At 68.2% G+C, this 23887-nt stretch carries 23 protein-coding genes, 1 tRNA gene, 1 rRNA gene and 1 pseudogene; 3 read left to right on the plus strand and 23 right to left on the minus strand.

The genetic code is table 11. The annotated features are described in order from the left end of the window. Positions 1 to 18: 18 nt before the first annotated feature. Both AC1DWT_RS28995 and AC1DWT_RS29000 read right to left on the minus strand, forming a co-directional pair. Positions 19 to 1140 (minus strand): DUF5938 domain-containing protein, encoded by a 1122-nt coding sequence (locus tag AC1DWT_RS28995; RefSeq protein ID WP_206012615.1) that lies wholly within the window; start codon positions 1138 to 1140, stop codon positions 19 to 21. A gap of 43 nt (positions 1141 to 1183) precedes the next feature. Beyond that, complete coding sequence (locus AC1DWT_RS29000; RefSeq protein WP_095863994.1) at positions 1184 to 1987, minus strand: SDR family NAD(P)-dependent oxidoreductase; 804 nt, start codon at positions 1985 to 1987, stop codon at positions 1184 to 1186. A gap of 210 nt (positions 1988 to 2197) precedes the next feature. Here AC1DWT_RS29000 and AC1DWT_RS29005 point away from each other — a divergent pair, with 210 nt between their 5' ends. Further along, complete coding sequence (locus tag AC1DWT_RS29005) at positions 2198 to 2833, plus strand: TetR/AcrR family transcriptional regulator (RefSeq protein ID WP_072941861.1); 636 nt, start codon at positions 2198 to 2200, stop codon at positions 2831 to 2833. A 6-nt stretch (positions 2834 to 2839) separates the two neighbouring features. Here the strand turns inward: AC1DWT_RS29005 and AC1DWT_RS29010 are convergent, their stop codons facing one another. Continuing rightward, positions 2840 to 3280, minus strand: coding sequence for an SRPBCC family protein (locus tag AC1DWT_RS29010; protein ID WP_072941864.1), 441 nt, complete (start codon positions 3278 to 3280; stop codon positions 2840 to 2842). A gap of 155 nt (positions 3281 to 3435) precedes the next feature. On the opposite strand from AC1DWT_RS29010, the gene AC1DWT_RS29015 reads away from it, so the two are divergent. Further along, complete coding sequence (locus tag AC1DWT_RS29015) at positions 3436 to 4908, plus strand: MFS transporter (RefSeq protein ID WP_477923263.1); 1473 nt, start codon at positions 3436 to 3438, stop codon at positions 4906 to 4908. Positions 4909 to 4923: 15 nt separating this feature from the next. Here the strand turns inward: AC1DWT_RS29015 and AC1DWT_RS29020 are convergent, their stop codons facing one another. Further along, entirely contained in the window at positions 4924 to 5802 is an 879-nt protein-coding gene (locus tag AC1DWT_RS29020) for a sigma-70 family RNA polymerase sigma factor (protein ID WP_206012617.1), read from the minus strand. A gap of 182 nt (positions 5803 to 5984) precedes the next feature. On the opposite strand from AC1DWT_RS29020, the gene AC1DWT_RS29025 reads away from it, so the two are divergent. Beyond that, positions 5985 to 6746: a L,D-transpeptidase gene (locus AC1DWT_RS29025; protein ID WP_477923272.1), complete on the plus strand. Its 762-nt coding sequence runs from the start codon at positions 5985 to 5987 to the stop codon at positions 6744 to 6746. Positions 6747 to 6811: 65 nt separating this feature from the next. Here AC1DWT_RS29025 and AC1DWT_RS29030 read toward each other — a convergent pair. The 19 genes and pseudogenes from AC1DWT_RS29030 to rrf all read right to left on the minus strand — a co-directional run bounded on the left by AC1DWT_RS29030 (position 6812) and on the right by rrf (position 23883). Next, a tRNA-Pro gene (locus AC1DWT_RS29030) sits at positions 6812 to 6888 on the minus strand. Positions 6889 to 6974: 86 nt separating this feature from the next. Beyond that, a complete protein-coding gene (gene der, locus AC1DWT_RS29035) occupies positions 6975 to 8402 on the minus strand; it encodes a ribosome biogenesis GTPase Der (protein ID WP_012687907.1) in 1428 nt (475 codons plus the stop codon). Beyond that, the gene (cmk, locus tag AC1DWT_RS29040) at positions 8399 to 9088 is read right to left on the minus strand and encodes a (d)CMP kinase (protein WP_206012618.1); all 690 of its coding nucleotides are present in this window, start codon (positions 9086 to 9088) and stop codon (positions 8399 to 8401) included. The genes der and cmk overlap by 4 nt, the downstream gene beginning before the upstream one ends. Further along, positions 9085 to 10143: a pseudouridine synthase gene (locus tag AC1DWT_RS29045; RefSeq protein ID WP_206012619.1), complete on the minus strand. Its 1059-nt coding sequence runs from the start codon at positions 10141 to 10143 to the stop codon at positions 9085 to 9087. The genes cmk and AC1DWT_RS29045 overlap by 4 nt, the downstream gene beginning before the upstream one ends. Before the next feature lie 16 nt (positions 10144 to 10159). Further along, positions 10160 to 10894 (minus strand): SMC-Scp complex subunit ScpB, encoded by a 735-nt coding sequence (gene scpB / locus AC1DWT_RS29050; RefSeq protein ID WP_206012620.1) that lies wholly within the window; start codon positions 10892 to 10894, stop codon positions 10160 to 10162. Beyond that, complete coding sequence (locus tag AC1DWT_RS29055; protein ID WP_206012621.1) at positions 10891 to 11751, minus strand: segregation and condensation protein A; 861 nt, start codon at positions 11749 to 11751, stop codon at positions 10891 to 10893. The genes scpB and AC1DWT_RS29055 overlap by 4 nt, the downstream gene beginning before the upstream one ends. Then, positions 11752 to 12756: a ParA family protein gene (locus tag AC1DWT_RS29060; RefSeq protein WP_072941884.1), complete on the minus strand. Its 1005-nt coding sequence runs from the start codon at positions 12754 to 12756 to the stop codon at positions 11752 to 11754. 58 nt (positions 12757 to 12814) lie between these two features. Continuing rightward, positions 12815 to 12964: pseudogene (locus AC1DWT_RS29065) on the minus strand (tyrosine-type recombinase/integrase); the annotation flags it as partial. A gap of 105 nt (positions 12965 to 13069) precedes the next feature. Further along, positions 13070 to 13738 (minus strand): NUDIX domain-containing protein, encoded by a 669-nt coding sequence (locus AC1DWT_RS29070; protein ID WP_206012622.1) that lies wholly within the window; start codon positions 13736 to 13738, stop codon positions 13070 to 13072. Between the two features lie 13 nt (positions 13739 to 13751). After that, positions 13752 to 15524, minus strand: coding sequence for a CTP synthase (locus AC1DWT_RS29075; RefSeq protein ID WP_206012623.1), 1773 nt, complete (start codon positions 15522 to 15524; stop codon positions 13752 to 13754). 141 nt (positions 15525 to 15665) lie between these two features. Then, a complete protein-coding gene (locus AC1DWT_RS29080) occupies positions 15666 to 16616 on the minus strand; it encodes a copper transporter (protein WP_206012624.1) in 951 nt (316 codons plus the stop codon). Continuing rightward, positions 16613 to 17797, minus strand: a complete 1185-nt coding sequence (gene steA / locus AC1DWT_RS29085) for a putative cytokinetic ring protein SteA (protein ID WP_095863647.1) — start codon at positions 17795 to 17797, stop codon at positions 16613 to 16615. The genes AC1DWT_RS29080 and steA overlap by 4 nt, the downstream gene beginning before the upstream one ends. Before the next feature lie 101 nt (positions 17798 to 17898). Further along, positions 17899 to 19671 carry a DNA repair protein RecN gene (gene recN / locus AC1DWT_RS29090; protein ID WP_072941895.1) on the minus strand — a complete coding sequence of 591 codons (1773 nt, stop codon included), beginning with the start codon at positions 19669 to 19671 and terminating at the stop codon, positions 17899 to 17901. Positions 19672 to 19673: 2 nt separating this feature from the next. After that, positions 19674 to 20636, minus strand: coding sequence for an NAD kinase (locus tag AC1DWT_RS29095; protein WP_072941897.1), 963 nt, complete (start codon positions 20634 to 20636; stop codon positions 19674 to 19676). Next, positions 20633 to 21463, minus strand: a complete 831-nt coding sequence (locus tag AC1DWT_RS29100; RefSeq protein WP_206012625.1) for a TlyA family RNA methyltransferase — start codon at positions 21461 to 21463, stop codon at positions 20633 to 20635. The genes AC1DWT_RS29095 and AC1DWT_RS29100 overlap by 4 nt, the downstream gene beginning before the upstream one ends. 1 nt (position 21464) lies before the next feature. Continuing rightward, positions 21465 to 21692, minus strand: a complete 228-nt coding sequence (locus tag AC1DWT_RS29105; RefSeq protein ID WP_043943807.1) for a hypothetical protein — start codon at positions 21690 to 21692, stop codon at positions 21465 to 21467. A gap of 77 nt (positions 21693 to 21769) precedes the next feature. Then, entirely contained in the window at positions 21770 to 22765 is a 996-nt protein-coding gene (locus tag AC1DWT_RS29110; RefSeq protein WP_206012626.1) for an HAD-IIA family hydrolase, read from the minus strand. Beyond that, the gene (locus tag AC1DWT_RS29115) at positions 22762 to 23706 is read right to left on the minus strand and encodes a tetratricopeptide repeat protein (RefSeq protein ID WP_072941904.1); all 945 of its coding nucleotides are present in this window, start codon (positions 23704 to 23706) and stop codon (positions 22762 to 22764) included. The genes AC1DWT_RS29110 and AC1DWT_RS29115 overlap by 4 nt, the downstream gene beginning before the upstream one ends. 60 nt (positions 23707 to 23766) lie before the next feature. Continuing rightward, positions 23767 to 23883: ribosomal RNA gene (gene rrf / locus AC1DWT_RS29120) — 5S ribosomal RNA — on the minus strand. Between the last annotated feature and the right edge of the window lie 4 nt (positions 23884 to 23887).

Consider the following 23887-nt stretch of genomic DNA (forward strand, 5'->3'; position numbering starts at 1 on the left):
CGGTCGCGGCCGGGACGATCAGCTCTGCACGGTGAGCACCGGCTCCATCACGAGGCCGAAACTGCGCAGGGCTCCGAGGAGTTCGCGATGCCCGAATGCCTGACACGCCGATGCGAGGCCGGTTCGCTTCGGGGACTGCTGCAACAGGGAGTGCGCGGCGTACGCCTGCAGGAGTCCCGTCTGCTTGTAGTTGCAGTTTCCGTGGATGACGCAGTGCGCCCGGCCGAGCGGACCCGACGCGTACACGGAGTCGAGCGACGTGTTGACGCGGGGGTTCTCCCTGGGCGGCATCCCTGCCTGCACGGAGCCGGCGATCTCCGCGAGCGCCGCGTCCTGCTCGTCCGCGGGGAGGGTCTTGATCTGCTCCTCGACCATCTTCTGGGTCGCGACGACGCCCTCCATCACGGAGCGGTCGAACACGCCGCCGGCCGCCTTCACGTTCGCCACCCGCGGATCGTCCTTGAACCACACGGGGTGGCAGGTGCCGCCCCACGGCAGCGCGAGGGCCATCTGGTGCTGTCCCGGCACCACGACGTCGAAAGTGGTACCTGGGTCCCACTTCACGTACCGGTTCTGCTCCAGGTAGTACCAGTCGGCCTTGAGGATCGTGAAGATCGTCTGCGTGGACGCGTAGGTGGGAAAACCCTTCCACAGCACCAGAATGTCGAGTGTGTCCAGCCCCGGCGTCTCGAGCGCGATGTTCGCCGCGATCTCGCCGGTGGTGTACATCTGGGCGACGCCGGGAGACAGCAGCAGCCCCTTCTCCGCGAACTGGTCGCCGAACTTCGCCTGCACGTCCAGAACCCAGTCCTGCTCCCCGGTCGTGTCGGTGTAGTGGCATCCCGCGGCGAGGGCCGCCTCGACGACGACGGCGCCGTGCTTGATGAACGGGCCGACCATGTTGCTGACCACCCGCGCGCCGCTGAACAGCTCCGTCAGCGCCGGAACGGTATGTTCCACCTCGACGACCTCGTGGTCGACGGTGTCCAGGCCGGGGATCCGGTCGACCACTTCCTGAATTCGCTTCTTGTCCCGGCCGGCGGCGATGAACGGAATGTTGAACTCGCGCAGGTATTCACACACGAGCCGTCCGGTGTAACCGGAGACTCCGTAGACGATGACGGGCTTCTTGTCGGTCATGACGTGCCTTTCGGTGAATGCGGGGAGAGCCGGAGCGGTCGAATTACATGCCCATGCCACCGTCGACCGGCAGGCCGATTCCGGTGACGAAGCGGGCGGCGTCGGAAGCCAGGAAGACGACGGTGTCGGCGATGTCCGCGACCTCACCGAGCCGCCCGAGCGGGGTCAGGCCGATCACGTCGGCGACCGCGGCGTCGGCGCTGGGCCACAATCCGAGCCGCTCCATGTCGGCGGCCAGCCCGAGTCCCATCTCCGTGGCGACCAGCCCGGGGTACACACAGTTCACGCGGACGCCGTACCCCAGTTTTCCCGCTTCCTGCGCCGCGACCCGGGTGAGCCGGTCGACGGCGGACTTGGTGGCGGAATAGCCGGCGATGCCGGGGAACGGGATGGTGGCGGCCACCGAGGAGACGTTGACGATCGACCCTCCCGCGCCCGCGGCACCGCCGGGACGCATCGCGCGCAGACCGTGCTTCAGGCCGAGCGCGACACCGAGGATGTTCACGTCGCACATCCGGCGGACGTCGGCGGGATCGATGTCGACCACGAGTGACGAGATCTCGATGCCGGCGTTGTTGACGAGGAGGTCGAGTCCGCCGAGTTGCTCCACGGTGGCAGCGACGGCGCGCTCCCAGTTGCCGTCGTCGGTGACGTCGAGGGTCACGAATCCGGTGTCGACACCGGACTTCCCGAGCGAGTCGGCGGTCGCGCGTCCCTCTTCCTCGAGGACGTCGCCGATCACGACCGCCGCACCGGCTTCGGCGAGAGCGGCGGCCATTCCGGCCCCCAGACCCTTCGCACCACCGGTGACCAGCGCTTTTCGTCCTGCAAGATCACGCACGCTCATTCCGACCTGCCTTCGCACCGAGACGATTCGCGGAAACCACGTCACGAGACACTGTTCGCATTGTGGTGTGGATCACAGCGTATTCGACTTTGGACGACTGTCAAGAATTCTCTTGACGATTGTCAAGCTTTTGTTACACAGTCGTCAAGGAACGCGGGCTAGACTGATGCTCACCGTGCTGGACTCCGCGAGCCGAACAGGAAGAATGCCGTGACACCCGTCGCCGAGAAGAACGCCGACCGGGTCTCGCGCCGCCAGGTCGACAAATTCGCCGAGCGCCGGGATCAACTCGCCGAAGCCGCGTTGCAGACCCTCTCGGAACTCGGCTACGCCCGCACCAGCCTTCGGGAGATCGCCCAGAACTCCGAGTTCTCGCACGGCGTTCTGCACTACTACTTCAGCGACAAGGTCGATCTGATCACGCACTGCGTCCGCCATTACAAGGCGCGCTGCGTCACGCGCTACGACGGCGTGGTCGCCACGGCGCAGACGCCCGAGGAGTTGAAGGCGGGATTCGGCCGGGTACTGGTGGATTCGCTCCGCGGCGAGGCCTCGATGCATCGCCTCTGGTACGACCTCCGCTCGCAGTCGCTGTTCGAGGAGTCGTTCCGCGCAGACGTCGCCGCGATCGACAAGAGTCTCGAAAACATGATCTGGCGCATCGTGTCCCGGTATGCGGAACTGGCGGGACGCACGATCACGATCGCCCCGCCCACCATGTACGCCGTGTTCGACGGGCTGTTCCAGCAGAGTCTCGCCCGGTATCTGTCCGGCGACGACTCGGCGGCGGACGCCCTCGCCGAGGGCGTCGATCAGATACTGGCGCTCGTCATTCCGGCACGGTAGATCCAGTCACTTCTCCGCGGCAGCCTTGATTCGCTGTGCGAATGCGGGCGCGTCCTTGCGGGCTGCTCGAAGCGCGAGGGGCGCGATCAGTTTCCCGATTCCGTGACCCTCCAGCACATTGAAGATCGTCACCTTGGTGCCCGCGCCCGACGGTTCGAGGTCGTAACCGCCCTCTTTCGCGATCACGGAATTCTTCGATCGCTCCGCCCAGCGAATCTTCCGCGGCGCCTCGAATTCGGTGAGTTCGAACTCACGCTTCGTGGTCATCCCCGCGTCCTTGACGGTGCTGACGAAGACGGTGCCGACTCCGGGAGGACCGTCCGTCTTCTTCACGATCTCCTGGACCCGCGGGCTGAACTCCCGGTCGTTGACCCCGGCGGCGAGGTACTCGAACACTTCCTCGATGGGGCGATCGATCACCACAGTGCCTTCGAACCGTCCAGCCATGCCAGCCTCCCGTTTCCGTGACCTGCCGGGTTCCGACAGTACTCGCGCCGCGGCCTGCGCGCGGTCACATCGCCGCCGGGCCGTCGGTCATAGAAGTGACGGCCGACGGCGCCGCACCGCCCGCACGAAACCCGAGAGCACAGGAAGGCTTCGACATGGACACCTCGATCACCGGCACGTCCGGATCGCGACAATCGACTGCGGCACCCCCGCTTCTCTCCACCGCCCGCGGCAGACTCACCCTGACGTTGTTGTGCGCCGTGGCCTTTCTCGACTTCGTCGACGCATCCATCGTCAACATCGCGCTGCCCGACATACGCGGCGACCTGGACTTCTCGGTGCAGCAACTGCAGTGGGTGCCCAGCGGCTATCTCGTCACCTACGGCGGGTTCATGCTGCTCGGCGGTCGCCTCGCCGACCTCCTCGGCCGCCGTCGCATACTCGTAACCGGCACCGTCGTCATCGGATTGTCCTCGCTGTCCGGTGGTTTCGCGGGCAACGCGGAGATCCTGATCGGCGCCCGGCTGGCACAGGGTGTGGGTGCGGCGCTGATGCTTCCGGCCGCGCTGTCGATCCTGACGACGACATTCGAGGAAGGGCCCGAACGCCATACCGCACTCGGTGTCTGGGCCGGCGTGGGCGGTCTCGCGTCCGCCGTCGGCGTGTTTCTCGGTGGTGTGCTCACCGAGGGCCCGGGCTGGCGATGGGTGCTGTTCGTCAACCCGGTGGCATGTGCTCTCGTACTTCCCGCGGTCTACGCGCTGATTCCCGACGACCGCCGCCGCGCCAGGCTCGCGGACTTCGACCTAGTGGGTGGCGTGCTCGGTACCGGCGGCATGCTGATGTTCGTCTACGCCCTGGTCGAGGCGCCCGACCAGGGGTGGGGATCGGYCCGCACGATCGGCGCGCTGGCCGGAGCGTTCGTCCTGATCGCCGCGTTCGTGGTGAACGAGCAGCGCAGCCCCGATCCACTGCTGCCGCTGTCGATCTTCCGCATCAAGGGCCTGGCGGCGGCAAATGTCACCGGGCTGATCGCGTTCGCCGGTCTGCTCGCGATGTTCTTCTTCCTCACCCTCTACATGCAGAATGTTCTGGGCTACTCCCCCATGCAGACCGGGGCGGCGTACCTTCCGCTCTGTCTGGGCGTCGGCGTCGCAGCCGGACTCTCCTCCCAGGTGCTCACGCGAATCGGAACCCGCCCGGTCACCGTCGTGGGCGCGCTGGTGGCGGCGGCGGGCCTGTTCTACCTGTCCCGGATCCCGGTCGACGGCTCCTATCTCGCCGATCTGTTCCCGGGGCTGATGATCGTGTCGCTGGGCCTCGGCGCCGTCTTCGTCGGCGTCACCACCGCAGCCAACGCGGGGGTGCCTGCCGACGAGGCCGGGCTCGCGGCGGCGTTGCTGAACGCTTCGCAGCAAGTCGGCAGCGCGCTCGGTCTGGCGATCTTCGCCGCGATCGCCACCTCGTATTCCCAGCGTCTGCTCGCGGCGAATTCGCCTGTGCCCGAGGCGCTCACCTTCGGGTTCCAGCGAGCGCTGCTGACCGGCAGCATCTTCCTTGCTGCCGCAGCCCTGATCGCCTTACGCACCGGCAACGCCCACGGAGACGGTGAGCGACGCACGGAGTGACCCCGACCGGGCTCGTCAGTCGAGATTCTCGACGACGAGCCCGGCGAGGCGCTCGCGGTCGGCGAGGATGTCGATCTCCACGATCACGCCCTGCCGGATCGTGACACCCAGGACCGACAGCAGCTGCCCCTCGGAGATCGCGACCACACCGGCGGCACCGTTGACGAGTGCCGGGTGCGCGAACCGGGCCAGCCGCGCGAACCCGAGCACCCGGCCCGCGACGGTCTCCGCGCCGCGCACCATCGTGGAGGCGCCCGCAGGCAACGCGCCCGTGTCGGCCCGCAGCACCACGTCCGGATCCAGTACCGCCACGAGGGCGTCGAAGTCGCCGCCCCGCGCTGCCGCCAGGAAGGCGTCGACCACTGCGCGCTGCCGGACGGGATCCGTGTCGGGAACGGGCGCGCCCTGCAGTCGGCGGCGTGCACGGCTGGCCAGCTGCCGGGCGGCCGCCGGGGATCGCTCGACGATCGGGGCGATGTCCTCGAACGGCACGGCGAACATGTCGTGCAGCACGAACGCCAGCCGCTCCGCAGGGGCGAGCGTGCCCAGGACCACGAGCAGAGCGAGACCCACCGAATCGGCGAGCACCGCCTCCTGCTCCGGGGAGCTTCCGTCCGTCAGCGTCACGATCGGGTCGGGCACCTGTCCATCCAGGGGCTCTTCCCGCCGCGACCTGCGTGACTGCAGCATGTTCAGGCACACGCGGGCCACCACCGTCGTCAGCCAGCCGCCCAGGTTCTCCACGGAATCGGTGTCCGTGCGGCTCAGCCGCAGCCAGGATTCCTGCACCGCGTCCTCGGCCTCGGTGAGCGAGCCGAGCATCCGGTAGGCCACCGCCCGCAGGTGCCGGCGATGCGTCTCGAACTGCTGCGCCAGCACGTCGTTCTCGTTCATCGGTCACATCCCTCCGTCGCCGTCTGTCACCTATGTGACCGGCGAAACGCGGCCGATGTGACGACGACGCGTCGCCCGTGGCCCTCTGATGCGCGTAATGCACCCAGTTTCCCCGGTTCCGCTGTCGGATATCGCCGTGGTTAACTGAAATGACGCTCACAGTCTCTGAAGGGCTGGACGGCATGTGGAAAGCTCAGCAGGTCGGACGTCTGTTCCTCGTCTCGGTACTCGCGGCACTCGCCGTGTGCGGAGTGAGCGCCGCCGCGGCGGCGGCGCCCCCGGCCGTCACCGGAAAGATCCTCGCGCCGGCACTCTCCCCCGCAAGCGGTCAGGTCGTCGGCATCGCACATCCCGTCGTCGTCCGGTTCACGTCTCCGGTAGCCGATCGCGCGCTCGCCGAGCGTGGTGTCCGGATCACTCCGTCGACACCGGTGCCCGGGCAGTTCTCCTGGATCGACGACCGCACCCTGCAATGGAGCCCGGACCACTTCTGGCCGGCGCACACCGGGGTGACCGTCGAAGCGGCGGGAGCAAAGTCGCAGTTCCAGGTCGGTGACGCACTCGTCGCCGTCGCGAACACGACGACGCACCAGTTCACGGTCAGCATCAACGACCAGATCGTGCAGACCATGCCTGCGTCGATGGGCAAACCCGGATACGAGACACCACTCGGGACGTYCCCCGTCATCGAGCAGTTCCGCGACATGATCATGGATTCGTCGACGTACGGTGTCCCGATCGACGACGAGGAGGGCTACCGCCTCTACGTCGAATACGCCACCCGCATCACGTGGGGCGGGATCTTCGTGCACGCCGCACCGTGGTCGGTGGGTTCGCAGGGCTTCGAGAACGTCAGCCACGGCTGCATCAATCTCAGCACCGAGAATGCGCGGTGGTTCTACGACAATGCCAAGATCGGCGACCCCGTCATCGTCACGGCGTGAGTCCCGCGCCCGAGACACAGAAAAGGCGGCTCCCCGTTTCCGGGAAACCGCCTTCGCCGATCATCTGGTCGGGCTGACAGGATTTGAACCTGCGACCACTTGACCCCCAGTCAAGTGCGCTACCAAGCTGCGCCACAGCCCGTCCACACCCTCGTTCAGGTGCTCGATGAGATTACATCAGTGGCAGTCCGTAACGCTAATCGCCTGGTCAGAGCACATTCTGTCGGATCAACGACTTCGCCGCTCACGCTTTTCCCGCACCCGCACCGAGATGCGGACGGGGCTGCCGTCGAAATTGAACTCCTCACGCAGGCGCCGCTCCAGGAACCGGCGGTAGCCAGCCTCGAGGAACCCGGTCGTGAACAGCACGAACGTCGGCGGACGCGTCCCGGCCTGCGTGGCGAACATCACGCGAGGCAGCCGGCCACCGCGCATCGGCGGCGGCGTCGCGGCGACGACTTCCTTGAGCCACGTGTTGAGCCGGCCCGTCGGAATGCGCTTGTCCCACGATTCCAGCGCCGTGTCGAGGGCGGGCACCAGCTTCTGTACCGCGCGTCCCGTCTGCGCCGAGATGTTGACGCGCTGCGCCCACGGCACCCGCACCAGGTCCCGATCGACTTCGCGGTCGAGCTGAAGTCGCCGGTCCTCGTCGACGAGATCCCACTTGTTGAACGCGATGACGAGAGCCCGGCCGGCGTCGGCCACCATGCTCAGCACGCGCAGGTCCTGCTCCGAGATCGGCTCGGATGCGTCGATCAGCAGAATCGCGACCTCGGCGGCCTCGATGGCGCTCTTCGTCCGCAGCGACGCGTAGAACTCGGCGCCGCTGGCGTGGCTGACCCGCTTGCGCAGACCGGCGGTGTCGACGAAACGCCACGGCCTGCCGCCGAGTTCCACGATCGAGTCGACCGGGTCGACGGTGGTGCCCGCGACGTTGTGGACCACCGAACGCTCGTCGCCCGACAGCTTGTTCAGCAGGCTCGACTTCCCGACGTTCGGCTTCCCGACCAGGGCCACACGACGCGGTCCGCCGCCGGGGATGCCCTCGCGCGGGGTCTCCGGGAGGGCGGCGAGCACCTCGTCGAGGAGATCGCCCGTACCGCGGCCGTGCGTCGCACTCACCGAGTGCGGCTGCCCGAGCCCCAGCGACCACAGTGCGGCCACCTCGGATTCGGTGCGGCCGTCGTCCACCTTGTTGGCGACCAGCAGAACCGGCGTCTTGGACCGGCGCAGCACCTTGGCCACGGCCTCGTCGGTCGCGGTGGCGCCGACGACGGCATCGACCACGAGCAGGATCGCGTCCGCGGTCTGCATCGCCAGCTCCGCCTGCCGGGCCACCGACTGCTGCAGGCCCTTGGCGTCGGGTTCCCAGCCGCCGGTGTCCTGCACCATGAACCGGCGTCCGCTCCAGTTCGCCTCGTACGAGACACGGTCCCGGGTCACACCGGGAATGTCCTCGACGACGGCCTCGCGGCGGCCGATGATCCGGTTGACGAGCGTCGACTTACCGACGTTCGGGCGTCCGACCACGGCGAGGGTGGGAACCGGGACGTGGGCCTCCCCGTCGCCGCCGTCTTCGAGGTCGAGGACCTCCCAGTCGGATTCCTCACTCCAGGTTCCGTCGCCTGCGAACTCGGTGGTGAATTGTTCGGTCACTGCCCTGCTCCACTTCTTTCGCTTACCACCAGCAGCAACCTGCCGATCACGTCGTCGATTCCGAGTTCGCTGGTGTCGACCAGCACGGAATCGTCGGCCGGCCGCAGCGGCGACACGGCGCGCGTGGAGTCGAGGTGGTCACGGCGCTGCACATCGGCCAGCACGGCCGCGTAGTCGTCGCCTCGTCCTTCCGCGAGATTCTGCGCATTCCTGCGCTGGGCCCGGGCTTCCGCCGAGGCGGTCAGGTAGATCTTCACGTCGGCATCGGGAAGCACGACGGTGCCGATGTCCCGGCCCTCGACGACGATCCGTTCGGTCTCGCCCGTGAGACGACGCTGCGCCGCGACGAGCAGTTCGCGCACCGCGGGAACGGCGGAGACAGCCGAGACGGCCTTGGTCACCGCGTCGCCGCGGATCTCCTCCCCCACGTCCTCGCCGTCGAGCAGGACCTGCTCGCCCGCCGGGTCGGTTCCGATCGACCACGGCAGACCGACGGTCGCGTCGGCGATCGCGGCGGGATCGGTGACGTCCACGCCCTTGCGCAGCACATGCAGCGTCGCGATGCGATACATGGCTCCGGTGTCGAGGTACCGGGCGTCGAGTCGCTGCGCCAGCATCCGCGAAACGCTCGACTTCCCGGTTCCGGACGGGCCGTCCATCGCGACGACCAGCGACGAGGCACTCACAGGCCCACCGCCCCGTAGAGACCGCCGACCTCGCCACGACCCAGGACGCGCAATGTGCCGGGCCGCTGGTCGCCGAGCGCGACCGCGCCGATGTCCGTCCGGACGAGCCGGATGACGGGGTGCCCCACGGCGTCGAACAGGCGACGAACGATGTGCTTACGGCCTTCGTGCAGCGTGACCCGGACGAGCGACTTGCCCTCGTTGATGTCGAGGAGCGTGAACGTGTCGACCTTCGCCGGTCCGTCCTCGAGTTCGACACCCTCCTTCAGCTTCTTACCGACGCCGCGCTCGAGAGCACCCGACACGGTCGCTAGGTACGTCTTCGACACCTCGAACGACGGGTGCATCAGCCGATGCGCCAGGTCACCGTCGTTGGTGAGCAGCAGCAGTCCCTCGGTGTCGGCATCGAGCCGACCGACGTGGAACAACCGCTGACCGGCGGCGACCCGCTCGGAGACGATGTCGCCGACGCACGGGCGGCCCAGGTCGTCCGACATCGTCGACTGCCAGCCGCGGGGCTTGTTGAGGGCGAGGTGGACCAGGTCCTTCTGGACGACGACGCGGACACCGTCCACGCGCACCACCGCGTTCTCGGGGTCGATGCGCAGTCCCTGTTCGATGACGATGCGGCCGTCGACCTCGACACGACCCTGCGAGATCAGTTCCTCGGCCGCACGACGCGACGCGACACCGGCCTGAGCGAGAACCTTCTGCAGGCGCATGCCGTCGCCCTGCGGCGGGCCGACGGGCCGATCGGCGTCGGCGTACTGGTGCCGGGCCGGCTTGGCGTTGCTGATCTTGGGGGCCTGGGCCTGGGCCTGCGCGCGCTGCGGCTTGGCCGACTTGGGCTTGCCACGCTTGTTCTTCGCGGCAGGGTCGGGCCTGCCAGGTTTGCCCTTCGCGGCGTCGGGCCGGCCTGATCGATGACCGGCCTCGGCCCTGTCCGGACGCCCTCCGGCCTCCGACCTGGTGCGCCCTCCGGCCTCCGACCTGGTGGGGCGCTGCTTCTTGTTGTTGCGATCCGGTGTGCCATCTCGGCGAGCGGGTTTCTTCACTTTTGTACTATCCCTGTCAGTCTTCGGTGTCCAGCCCGGTGTCCAACTCTTCTGTGGAAGCCGTAGCTTTATTCATTCTCGCAAATCGTGGGTCAGATTCCAGACTGTCACTGATGTCATCTATCAGATCCACATCCGGCAACAACGGAGCCAGCGCGGGAAGATCGGCCAGAGACGCCAAGCCGAGCCGTTCCAGGAAGAGTTCCGTCGTCGAGTACTGCGTGGCGTTGGTATCGGGATCGACGCCGGCTTCGGCGATCAACCCGCGAGCGAGAAGTGTGCGCACCACACCATCCACGTTGACGCCGCGCACCGCACTGATCCGTGCGCGGGTCAACGGTTGACGGTATGCCACCACGGCCAGAGTTTCCAACGCCGCCCTCGTCAGTTTGGAGCGGGCTCCGTCGAGCAGGAGCCGTTCCACGTAGGGCGCGTACGCGGTGCGGGTGTAGAGACGCCAACCGTCACCGGCATATCGGAGGTCCATCCCGCTTCCCCGGGCGGTGAGCTCGGCGGACATGCGGTTCAGCGTCTCCGTGATGCGATTCACAGAAGCACCCGTCGCGGACGCGAGCTGCTCCGCACCGGCCGGAGAGTCGACGATCAGCAGCAACGACTCGAGAACCGCAGCGAGTTCGGTGTCCGACAACTCGGGTTCCGTGTCCGACAACTCGGGTTCCGTGTCCGACAGCTCGGGTTCCGCGTCGACGGCGCCCTCGTCGTCCGGCTCGTCGAGCGGGGCCGAACTCATCCGTAATCCTCCTCGGTCACCGGGGCGTCTGTGCGTTCCCCGGTCCAGCTCACCAGCAATTCCCCGAGTGGCTCGGGCTGTTCGAACAACACCGACTGCTCGCGGTACAGCTCGAGCAGCGCGAGGAATCTTGCCACGATCAGGGCGGTGAGTTCGCACTCCGAGACGAGGTCGCCGAAGGTCGCCCACTCCCCGGCGCCTCGCTCGCGGAGCAGTTCCAGCATCCGCGCCGCCTGGTCGGGGACCGACACCGCGTGCATGTCGTGCAGGTGGTCGAGTCCCACAGTGGGCTTCGGGCGGGGTGTGAACACGGTCGCGGCGATCTCCGCGAACCGCTGCGGGTCGACGCCGAGCAACACTTCCGGCAGCAACTGGGTGAACTGGTCCTCCAGTGCCGCCGACCGCGGATACCGGCGCAGCGCGGCCGCCTCGAGCTCACCGAACAGTTGCGCAACCTGCTTGTACGCGCGGTACTGCAGCAGCCGGGCGAACAGCAGGTCGCGCGCCTCGAGAAGCGCCAGGTCCTCGGCGTCCTCCACCTGCCCCGCCGGGAGCAGACGCGCCGCCTTCAGATCGAGCAGCGTCGCGGCGACGACCAGGAATTCCGTCGTCTGGTCGAGTCCCATCTCCGCGCCGAGCGTGCGGGTGTAGGCGATGAAGTCGTCCGTCACCTGGTGCAGCGCGACTTCCGTGACGTCCAGCTGTCGCTGGTTGATCAGGGTGAGGAGCAGATCGAACGGTCCCTCGAAGTTGCGCAGCGTCACCCGGAAGCCGGGCTTGACGGCGGGCGCCTGCGGGTCCTCGGTGTTCGAACCCTCGGTCTGCGGTGGTGCCGGAATGTCTTGCGTATTCACCACTTACCGGCCGGACCGGTGAATGACCTCGCGTGCCAGCGCACGGTACGCCTCGGCGCCGGTCGACTTGGGCGCCCAGGTGGTGATCGGTTCCCCGGCGACGGAGGTCTCGGGGAATCGCACGGTCCGGTTGATCACAGTGTCGTAGACCAGATCCCCGAACACCTCCACCACGCGAGCCATCACCTCGCGCGCGTGCAGGGTACGCGAGTCGAACATCGTCACGACGATGCCGGCGAGTTCGAGACGCGGGTTGAGCCTGTCGTGGACCTTCTCGACCGTGTCGTTGAGCAGCGCCAGGCCGCGCAGGCTGAAGTACTCGCATTCCATCGGGATGATCACCGAGTCCGCGCAGGCCAGCGCGTTGACCGTGAGCAGACCGAGGGACGGCTGGCAGTCGATGAGGACGTAGTCGTAGCGGTCGAGCACGGGATGCAGCACGCGACCGAGCGTCTGCTCACGGCCTACCTCGGTGACGAGCTGGATCTCCGCCGCCGACAGGTCGATGTTGCTCGGCAGAAGGTCGAGGCCCTCGACGCGCGTCCGCATCAGGACGTCGTCGATGGAGACGCGCGGTTCGACGAGCAGATTGTGGACGGTCAGTTCGAGGTCGTTGTGCGCGACTCCGAGGCCCGCGGACAGCGCCCCCTGGGGATCGAGGTCGACGAGCAGGACCCGCCGGCCGTATTCGGCCAGCGACGCACCCAGATTGATCGTCGACGTCGTCTTGCCGACGCCGCCCTTCTGGTTGCACATCGCGACGATCTTGGCCGGACCGTGCGAGGGCAACGGGGCGGGTTCCGGCACCTCACGCGTCGGCCGACCCGTGGGGCCGAGTTCCTCCTCCACGACCACGGCAGCGTCGTCGAACAAGTCTGCGGTGTCGGTTTGCCGCACGTCGAACATGTCGCCCTCCGGTTGCGAGTGCTCTGACTCCGCCGCTGGCGGCTGCGGTGTCACCACGGTCCGATGATCCCCTGTTCTCTCGATGATCGCTGTCGATCCCACATCGTTATACGAACGCTACCGCCTCGTACCGTGAATTTTCCCCTCGACACGCTTTCCGCTACCGCGCCCGGGGATGTGCTCCCGCCCAGACCTCGCGCAGCGCACCCACTGTCAGCAGCGTATATATCTGCGTGGTCGTCATCGACGCGTGTCCCAGCAACTCCTCGACGACGCGGACGTCGGTGCCGCCGTCGAGCAGGTGGGTCGCCGGCCTCGGAGCGGGCCCCCGTCGAACAGCGCCCGGGCCACCGAACTCGCCGCCAGCGGCGGCAGTTCACGGTTCGGATCACCCGTCCGCAGGGCGATCACCACGTCATGTCCGCGCGGCTTCGTCCCCAGCGGCACGTGTGCGCTTCCGCTCGCTGAACCGTTCGGGGCGATCGACCCAGGGGGCGCTCACGTCGCGGAGTTCGCCGAGACCGCCCGGCCGGGACCGGGCGGCGGCGAGGGCCATGACGCCGGATGCGGCCGTGGCGTTGACGATGGTCCCGTTCAGCACCATCGACACGACCTCGTCGAACGGAATCCGCTCGATCTCGAGGTCGGCTTCCTCGTCCTCCGGGTCGGGCCGGTCCACCTCGTACAGGTCCTCGGCGAGGAACACGCGCACCGACTCGTCCGTGAACCCCGGTGAGAGAACGACATCCACGAGGACGGACCAGCGCCGGGCCGCGAGGCCGGTCTCTTCCGCCAGTTCGCGTCGCGCGGCGTCGACGGGGTCCTCCCCCGGCTCGTCCAGCAGACCCGCCGGGATCTCCCACAACCGGCGCCCCACCGGGTGCCGGTACTGGTGGATCAGGACGACCCGGTCCTCCTCGTCGAGCACCACGACTGCGACGGCGCCGTGGTGCTCGACCACCTCACGTTCGGCGGTCCGGCCGTCCGGCATTGCGACGTGATCCACCCGCAGGGCGAGGATCGCGCCGCTGTAGACGGCGCGCGAGTCGAGGGTCTCGAATTCGTGCCGGCCGATGTCGGGCATGGTCCGTCTCGCCCTATCCCGCGCTGTCGACCGACGCGACCTCGTCGCGGTCGGCGGAATCGGCGATCTCGGCGTCGGCGGCCGCCGCACGCTCCTCACCGTGCACGTCGACGGGGAGGCGCTCCTCGAGCTTGTGCCTCAGCGCCGCGTCGACGAACGCCGCGAACAGAGGATGCGGGCGCGTCGGACGGCTCTTCAGCTCGGGGTGGGCCTGCGTGGCGACGAAGAACGGGTGCTGGTCGGCCGGGTACTCGACGAACTCGACGAGGTGACCGTCGGGAGAGGTGCCGCTGAACCGGAGTCCGCTCTTGGCGATCCGGTCCCGGTACGCGTTGTTGACCTCGTAGCGGTGACGGTGCCGCTCCGACACCTCTTCGCTGCCGTACGCCCGCGCCACGACGGACCCCTTCGCCAGGACTGCGGGGTACGCGCCGAGGCGCATCGTGCCACCGAGGTCGGCCTCACCGGCGATGACGTCTTCCTGGTCGGCCATCGTGGAGATCACGGGGTGGGTGGTCTCGGGTTCGAACTCGGCGGAGTTGGCGTCGTCCAGACCCACGCTGCGCGCGGCCTCGATCACGACGCACTGCAGACCCAGGCACAGTCCGAGCAGGGGGATCTTCCGGTGGCGGGCGTACCGGATCGCGCCGAGTTTGCCCTCGATGCCGCGGATGCCGAAGCCACCGGGGATCAGCACGCCGTCGACGTCGCCGAGCGCGGCCTGCGCGCCCGCCTCGGTCTCACATGCGTCGGACGGCACCCACGAGATCTCCACCTTCGAGCGGTTCGCGAACCCGCCTGCACGCAGCGCCTCGGTGACGGACAGGTACGCGTCCGGCAGGTCGACGTATTTTCCGACCAGGGCGATCCGCACGGTCTCGCGCGGCTGGTGGACGCGCTCGAGCAGGTTTCCCCATACGGTCCAGTCCACGTCGCGGAACGGCAGTCCCAGCTGACGGACGACGTACGCGTCGAGGCCCTCGCTGTGCAGCACCTTCGGGATGTCGTAGATCGACGGCGCGTCGGGGGTCGAGATGCAGCCGTCGACGTCGACGTCGCACATGAGAGCGATCTTGTTCTTCAGCGCCGGGGGGACCTCGCGATCGCAGCGCAGGATCAGCGCGTCGGGCTGGATGCCGATGTTCCGCAGCGCGGCGACCGAGTGCTGGGTGGGCTTCGTCTTGAGCTCACCCGACGGCGCCAGGTACGGGACCAGGGAGACGTGGAGGAAGAAGACGTTGTCCCGGCCGACGTCGTGGCGCACCTGACGGGCGGCCTCGAGGAACGGCTGCGACTCGATGTCGCCGACGGTGCCGCCGATCTCCGTGATGACGACGTCGGGGCGGTGTCCCTGCAGATCCGGCCCGCTCATCGCGAGGATCCGGCTCTTGATCTCGTCCGTGATGTGCGGAATGACCTGGACGGTGTCGCCGAGGTATTCGCCGCGCCGCTCCTTGGCGATGACCGTCGAATACACCTGGCCGGTGGTCACATTCGCCTGACCGGACAGGTCGCGGTCGAGGAAGCGCTCGTAGTGGCCGACGTCGAGGTCGGTCTCGGCGCCGTCCTCGGTGACGAAGACCTCACCGTGCTGGAAGGGGTTCATCGTGCCCGGATCGACGTTGAGGTACGGATCCAGTTTCTGCATGGTCACGCGCATTCCCCGCGCGGTCAGCAATTGCCCGAGGCTCGAGGCTGTGAGGCCCTTGCCGAGTGAGGAGGCGACGCCGCCGCTCACGAAGATGTGCTTGGTGGCGGTACGCGAATGAGTGCGTGACTGTGGCAAAGGGGCTCCCGTGACGACTGTGCAGGGCTTGGTCTGTTCGAGCAATGCTGGGGCCTGCCGACCCACGGGACTTCACGGTAACACCTCGGCGGACGTCCCGGAAACAACGCGCCGCGATTGCCCGCCCCGATGTGACGCGCGCTACGCCGGGGTGGCCCCCACGGTGACTCCGGTGGTGCCGGGTCCCGTGCCGTACCGGCCTGCGCCGCCGTTCAGTTGCTCCTGCAGCGCCAGCGGAACGGTGATCTTGCCCGCTTCCCGGTCGATGTTGTCGATCGTCGTGAGCGCCGCAGAGAGGGCGGCGTCGGCGCGTGCCACGGCGACCGCGCCGTTGCCCTGGGCGGAGGCCGGACGTCCGGCGAGCACCGCCCCGGCACCGCGCGCGTCCAGCGCGCCCGCGAACCGGGCCACGACCGCACCGCGGTTGCCGCTGACGCCGTCCTCCACGTCCCGATCTCCGGTCAGCACCACCGCGACCTGCGCAGGCTGGACGGCCCCGTCGTCGTAGCTGACGAATCCGGCGCCGCGCAGGGTCTCGAGGGCAAGCGCCATCTCCTGGGCGGAACTCTGCGGCTGACCCGTCTCCTTGCCGAGCATGAGGACCGAACCCAGCAGGTCGCCTGCGAGGCTGCCCTGGTCGACGGCCCCGGTCTTCAACGTGACGCCCGCGGGGATCACATTGTTGACGACCGTCCGCAACCGGTCGCCGCCGGTGGCGTCGACGAACGAGTCGGTCAACGACACCCGCCCGGTCACCGAACCTCCTGCTTGCGCGATCATCCGGTTGACCCCGTCGAGGTCGGCGGGGTCGGCATCGGGGGTCGTCACGACCATCACGGTGCGCTGCGCGAGCGAGTCGGCGACCACGCGGCCGCCCACCGCGGAATCGAATCCGTCGGCCGAGTTCAACTGCTCGGTCAGTTGGTTGTTGCGTTCTGTCGCGTTCTCCATGTCGGTCTGCAAGTCGGCCTTGTCGTCGCGCAGCCCCGACACGAGACCACTCGACAACAGGCCGGAGCCCATCACCACGCCGATTGCCAGAGCCAGAAAGATCGCCGCTATGGAAATGGCATGTTGACGCAGAGAAATCACTTGAAGAACCCCTGCACCCACAACGCGAAGCTGTTCCACGTCGCGACAGCCCAATCGAGTGCCTCACCACCCACGTTGGACACGACCAGAGCCACGATCACCGCCACGAGCGCGGCGAGGACGAGCAGCGCGATCGCGCCGCCCGACACCCGGCTGCGGTACAGGGTCGCGACAGCCTTCGCGTCCACCAGTTTCGGCCCGACCTTCAGGCGGGTCATGAACGCCGACGGATTGCTGTCGCGGCGGCCGCGGTCGAAGAACTCGTCGAGGGAGACGGTGCTCCCGACCGTGACGATCAGCGACGCGCCGTGATGATCGGCCAGCAGCAGCGCCAGGTCGGACGGGGATCCGGACGCGGGGAACGTCATCGCTCCGATGCCGAGGTCCTGGATGCGCGACAGACCGGGTGCGTGGCCGTCCTGATCGGCGGGGAGAACCACCTCGGCGCCCGACTTCAACGTGGCGCTCGTGATGTCCTCGGGGTCGCCGACGATGAGATCCGGGCGATAGCCCGCCGACTTCAGGACGTCGGCACCTGCCCCGACACCGATGAGGATCGGCGAGTACTCCTTGATGAACGGCTTGAGGTTCTTCAGGTCGGACGCGTGGTCCGGGCCGTCGGACACGATCACGACGTGCCGTTCCTTCATGTCGACGTCGACGTCGGGGACCCCGACACCGTCGATCAGCAACGGACTCTCGGTGCGGATGAACTCGATGGTGTTGCCGGAGAACGCCTCGAGGTGGTCGACCAGACCGGTCTTCGCCTCGATCATCCGGTCGGAGATCTCCGCCTCGGTCTGTTCGTCGCCCTTGGCGATGCGCCGTTCCCCGGAGTAGACACCTCCCCCGTTCACCCGGACCTTGCTGCCGTCCTTGATGCTCTTGAAGACCTCGGCGCCCGCCGAATCCACCAGGAGGATCCCGTTGGCGACGATCACCTCCGGGCCGAGATTGGGATAGCGCCCCGAGATCGAGGGTGACGCGTTGATCACTGCGAGGACGCCCGCCTTCACCAGGGCATCCGCGGTTCCACGATCGAGGTCGAGCTCGTCGAGAACAACGATGTCACCGGGTCCGACGCGGCGCAGCAACTTGGCCGTGTTGCGATCCACCCTGGCGATGCCGCTGACCCCAGGCAAAGTTTCGGTGTTACGTGACAGCAGTGCCGGCATCTTCATGGATTCGATGATGGACCGGAAGCCGGACCGACCTGTGGAGGCGCGCCGAACCGTTTACCACATCAGTCACACCATTACCACGGACGGCCCGCCGGGCCGGGTCAGGCGGAACGCTCGGCGCTGGCGGTCGCCAACAGCTCCTCCGCGTGGGCGCGTCCGGTCTCGGTGTCGTCGAGGCCGGCGAGCATCCGGGCCAGTTCCACGACCCGTTCGTCGTCGGTGAGTGTGTGCACGCCACTGCTGACGACGCCGTCCTCGTCGTCGACCTTGTCGACCACTAGGTGGGTGTCCGCGAACGCCGCGACCTGCGGCAGGTGCGTGACGACGATGACCTGGTGCGTGCGGGCCAGCCGGGCCAGCCGCCTGCCGATCTCGACCGCTGCCCGTCCGCCGACACCGGCGTCGACCTCGTCGAACACCATCGTCGCGCCCGAGTCGGACCCGGCGAGCACCACCTCGAGGGCGAGCATCACGCGTGAGAGCTCACCGCCGGACGCGCTCTTGCTGATGGGCAGCGACTGCGCGCCGCTGTGCGCCGACAGCCGGAACTCCACTTCGTCGACGCCGGACGATCCCGCATGGAGTTCGGTGCCGTCGACGGTGAGCGGGGCCGTGTCCTGGGGTCCGGCGATTCGGGGCCGGACTGTCACCTCGAGCGCCGCCCGGCCCATTGCCAGACCGGCGAGTTCGGAGCTGACGGCCTTGGCGAGTTTGGTCGCGGCCTTGACGCGGGCGGCGGTCAGTTTGGACGCGGCCTCCGCGGTCGACGCCGCCGACTCCTCCACCTGTTTCGTCAGCGCGGCCAGCGCGTCGGAGGACACGTCGATCTTCTCGAGCCGCGCACGGGCGTTGTCGGCCCATTCCAGGACGCCGTCGACGTCGGCGGCGTACTTGCGGATGAGGTTCTTCAGCTCCGCCTGCCGGGACAGCAGGGAGTCCAGTGCCCCCGGGTCCGCGGGCAGTCCGGCGAGGTATGTGGTGAGGTCGGCGGAGACGTCGGTGACCACCGCGATCACCTCGGCGAGGCGGGGTCCGAGTCCGTCGAGTTCGGGGTCGGTGGCCGATTCGATCCGGGCCCGCGCCTCGGACAGCAGGTCCAGCGCGGGCGCGGCCACACCGTCGCCGTCCATGTCGTCGCCGCCTGCGAGCGCGGCGTGTGCTTCCTCCGCCGCCGACCGCAGCGAGTCGAGTTCGCTGAGCCTGCGGACCTCGGAGACGATCGACTCGTCCTCGCCCGGGGCCGGGGCGACGCCGTCGATCTCGTTGAGGGCGAATGTCAGTTGGTCGGCTTCCTGCGCGAGTTCCCGCGTACGACCGGTCCGTTCGATGAGTTCGGATCGCGCGGTCATCCACTCGTCGCGGTGCTTGCGGTACCGCGCGACCAGCGGACCGACCGTCTTGTCCGCGAATCGGTCGAGTGCGGCGCACTGCTGGTCCGGGCGGAGCAGCCGCAGCTGGTCGTTCTGCCCGTGCACGGTGAGCAGCGGATCGGTGAACTCGGACAACACGCCCGCCGGAACGCTGCGCCCACCCAGGTGGGCACGGGACCGGCCGTCGCTGCCGACGGTGCGGACCGCGATGATGGTGCCGTCCTCGTCGCGCTCGGCACCGGTCGATTCGAGCAGCCGGGACACGGCGCGTTCGACGTGCTCCGAGCCTTCGTCGGTCATGAACCGGCCCTCGACGACGGCGCGGGGCGCACCGAGGCGAACCCGTCCCGCGTCTGCTCGCGCACCGCTGAGCAGGTGCAGGCTCGTCACCACCATCGTCTTGCCCGCACCGGTCTCACCCGTGAGCACCGTCAAACCTTCGTGGAATTGCGCCGACGCCTCGGAGATCACACCGAGGTTGTCGATCCTGATCTCTGCCAGCACGTCTAGGGCTTCCTTCCTCGCCACCCGGTGACGGGCAGCTCGAACTTTCGCACCATCCGGTCCGCGAACGGCGCCGAATCCAGTCGTACCCAGCGAACGGGTTCCTTGCCACGCACCACTTCGACGCGGGCGCCCGCAGGCAATTCGAGGGTCCGGCGACCGTCGCAGAACACCAGGCCGTCGTGGCTGCCTGCCACCGTCTCCACCGCGATCAGCGATTCCGGGCTCGTCACGAGGGGGCGCGCGAACAAGGCATGCGCGTTGCTCGGGACGACCAGCAGCGCCTCGAGCTCCGGCCACACCACAGGGCCACCCGCGGAGAACGCGTATGCCGTCGACCCGGTGGGTGTGGAGATGAGCACGCCGTCGCAGCCGAACGCCGACACCGGCCGCCCGTCCACCTCGAGCACCACCTCGAGGACACCGAGCCGGGACCGGTTCTCGATGCTCGCCTCGTTGAGCGCCCAGCCTCGTTCGATGATCTCGTCGTCCACCCGGACGAGCACGTCCAGCGTCATGCGGTGTTCGATGCGGTATTCCCGGCGCACCACCTGTCCGAGCGCCTCGTCGAGGTGCTCGGCCTCCGTTTCCGCGAGGAACCCGATCCGGCCCAGATTGATGCCGAGGACCGGAATGGACGCGGCCTGGGCGAGTTCCGCCGCCCGGAGGAACGTCCCGTCCCCACCGAGGACGAGCACCATCTCGCACCCGAGGGCCGCGTCGGGGCCTGCCTGCACGATGGTGACTTCGAGCCCGGGAACCAGGAATTCGTCGGCCGCCATGCCGTCCATCGGTTCGATGCGAGTGCTGTCGACCTCGTCGACGAGGACGCGCAGTCCGATCCCGGCCCGCTCGAAGATCTTGCCGACGCGCCGCGCCGTCTCCGTGATCTCCGCGCGACCCGGGTGCGCCACGAGCAGGATCTCCCGCTCGCGTTGCTGGGCGCCGCTGCTTCCCCCGCTCACTGTGGTCCCTCCTGCACCGCGGTGCGGATCAACTCTTCTACCGACTCGACCGGTACATCATCCGTCCCGGGTGTGACATCCGCGCGGAGCCACAGGAAGTATTCGACGTTCCCCGACGGTCCCGGCAGCGGGCTGGCCACCGCACCGACGGTACGTAGTCCGAGCGAGGCCGCCGTCTTCGCGACATCCAGTATCGCGGCGACCCGCAACTCCGGGTCACGCACCACCCCACCGGAGCCCACGTGATCCTTGCCGACCTCGAACTGCGGCTTCACCATCGGAATCAGGTCTGCGCCCTCGCCCACGCAGGCGACGAACGCCGGGAGAACCAGCTTCAGGGAGATGAACGACAGGTCCGCGACCACCAGTTCGACCGGGCCGCCGATCTGCTCGGCATCGATGGATCGCACGTTGGTGCGGTCCACGACGTGCACGCGGTCGTCGGACTGCAGCCGCCACACCAACTGTCCGTACCCGACGTCCACCGCCACGACCTCCCGCGCGCCGTGGTGCAGCAGCACATCGGTGAAGCCGCCGGTCGATGCGCCGGCGTCGAGGCAACGCTTGCCGTCGACTTCGAGTCCGCGGGGGCCGAACGCCTCGAGAGCGCCGAGGAGTTTGTGCGCGCCACGGGATGCCCAGGACACTTCGTTGTCGACCTCGACGACCCGCAACGGGGTTCCCGCTTCGATGGCGGTGGCCGGTTTGGTCGCTGCCGCACCCGAGATCAGCACTCGGCCGGAGGCGATGAGTTCTTGCGCGTGTTCTCGGGACCGGGCCAGCCCCCGCCGAACGAGTTCGGCATCCACCCGTGCTCGACGGGCCACGTCAGATCTTGTCCACGGTGGCCAGGGCCTCCACCAGCACGTCGTGCGCCTTCTCGAGAAGGTGGGCTTTGCGTGGAATGACCCCGACGCCGTGCTCGTCGTCGGGATCAGGTTCGACGGCTCCGAGCCGCGACAACAATCCGTCGACCTCCGTGTGGATCTTCTCGGGGTCGACACTCTGAGGAGGCCCAGGTAGATGGGCTCCCGGGCGCGGTATTGGCGTGCTCATCGGGCACAACGCTAGTCCATCGCGTTCCGATACGCATACAGCGAATCGCGTGACGAACAACGCGGGTCGGGCGGCTTTCAGGCACCCCAGCCGGACACGACCGCGCTCACCGCGGGCGTCGTCGATGTGATCCGCACGAAGTCGGGGAATTTCCACGCACCGACGGCCACCACTCGCAGCAACTCAGTCGAATCCACCGGCTCGGCCGAATCCGCGGTCGGTTCGATCACCAGATCGGTGCCGTCGAACTCGACGGACCACCGGCTGTCCTCACCGACCAGCGACTCGTCGGCGGGCCGGTTGAGTGCGTCCAGTGCGGATGCCAGGTAGGTGGGGCGCTGCTCCGGGGCGGCACGCAGGACGTCGATCGCGGTGCTCACGCCGGTGAGGACCAGTAGCGAGTCGAGACCGACGTTGCTGGCGCCTTCGATGTCGGTGTCCAGCCTGTCGCCGACCACCAGGGGCCGCACACAACCGCTGCGGCGCATCGCGTCTTCCATCAGCGGTGCTGCCGGCTTGCCCGCCACGAGTGGTTCGCGGGATGTCGCCGCGCGCAGGGCCGCGACCATCGAACCGTTGCCGAGGACGAGACCCCGCTCGGTGGGGAGGGTCGAGTCCAGGTTCGCCGCCACCCAGACGGCGCCCGCACGGATCGCGAGGGTCGCCTCGGCGAGGATCGCCCAGTCCGTGGTCGGCGAATGTCCCTGGACGACGGCGGCGGGTGCGTCCTCGAACGACCGCACCGGACGCAGTCCGACGTTCCGGACCTCGTCGGCGAGCGCTTCCGTGCCCACGACCAGCACCGCCGAGCCCGGTGCCACGTTCTCCGCGAGGAGCCTGGCCGCGGACTGCGAACTCGTCACCACCGTCGACTCGTCGGCGGCGAAGCCGAGTTCGGTCAGGTGCTCCGCGACGTCGCCGGGACTGCGACTGGCGTTGTTGGTCACGTAGTAGCAGGGCTGCGTCCCGGTCGCCAAAGCCTCACGCGCACCGGGGATTTCCTGCGGCCCCTGGTACAGCGTGCCGTCCAGGTCGAGCAGCAGAGCGTCGTAATCCTCTCGCAGGGTCGTCACTGATCGTCTCCGGTCAGCTCGGCCACACGCTCCTCCGCGTCGGTGTCACCCTCGAGATCCGCCGCAGCGGCGTTGAGGAACCACTTGAGTCCGTCCTCGATGCGACCGGCCGCCACCAGCGCATCGGCATACGCGTAGAACAGACGGGCGGCACCGGGACCGGTCCGCGCGGCGTCGAGATCGGGGGTCTGCAGCGTGACCACGGCCTGATCGAACTGACCGAGGTCCATGCGCGCTCCGGCGACCACCATGCGCAGTTCGGCAGCCTCGTCACCGGACAGCGCAGCAGCTTCCTCGCTTCGCCCGAGTTCGATCGCACGCTCCGGGCGACCCAGTCCACGTTCGCAGTCCGCCATCACCGCGAGCAGTCCGGGACCGCCTGCCATGCGACGAGCAGCGCGCAACTCCGACAGCGCCTCCGCCCATTCGCCGGCGTGGTACGCGGTGATACCCGCGGCCTCACGGACGATGGCGATGCGGCCCGCACGCTGGCGCGCCGCTCGCGCATGCGCGAGCGCAAGTCGCGGATCATCGTCGACGAGTTTGCCGGCCATCACCAGGTGGCGCGCAACCGTGTTCGCGTTCGTCTTGTCCAAGCTCAGCAGATCGCGACGTACCGCGGGATCGAGCTCACCGGCCTCGACGTTCTCGGGCAGATCCGGTTCGTCCGGACGGGCCTGCTGCCGCTGCGGACGGTCACCTTCACGTCCGCGAGGCGCGAAGCCGCCCTCACCGCCACGACGGGGTCCGCCACCGCGACGATCGCCGCCGGCACCGCCACGGTTGTCGCGCGAATCGCGACGGGGACCACCGGACGAGCCACCACGACCCGAACCGCCGGCGCCGCCACGGTCGCCGCTGGACGCACCGCCACGATTGCTGTTGGAGGCATTGCCTCCGCGGAAGGACCGACGTCCGTCGTCACTCTCCGACACAGTCATTCCTTTCACACAAACCACGAAAGGGGACCCAGTATATTGGGTCCCCTTTCGGTAACGGATGTTCGGCGGTGTCCTACTCTCCCACACCCTGTCGGGTGCAGTACCATCGGCGCTGGAGGGCTTAGCTTCCGGGTTCGGAATGGGACCGGGCGTTTCCCCTCCGCTATGGCCGCCGTAACTC

It is taken from the genome of Rhodococcus sp. P4_B6, from assembly GCF_056402215.1.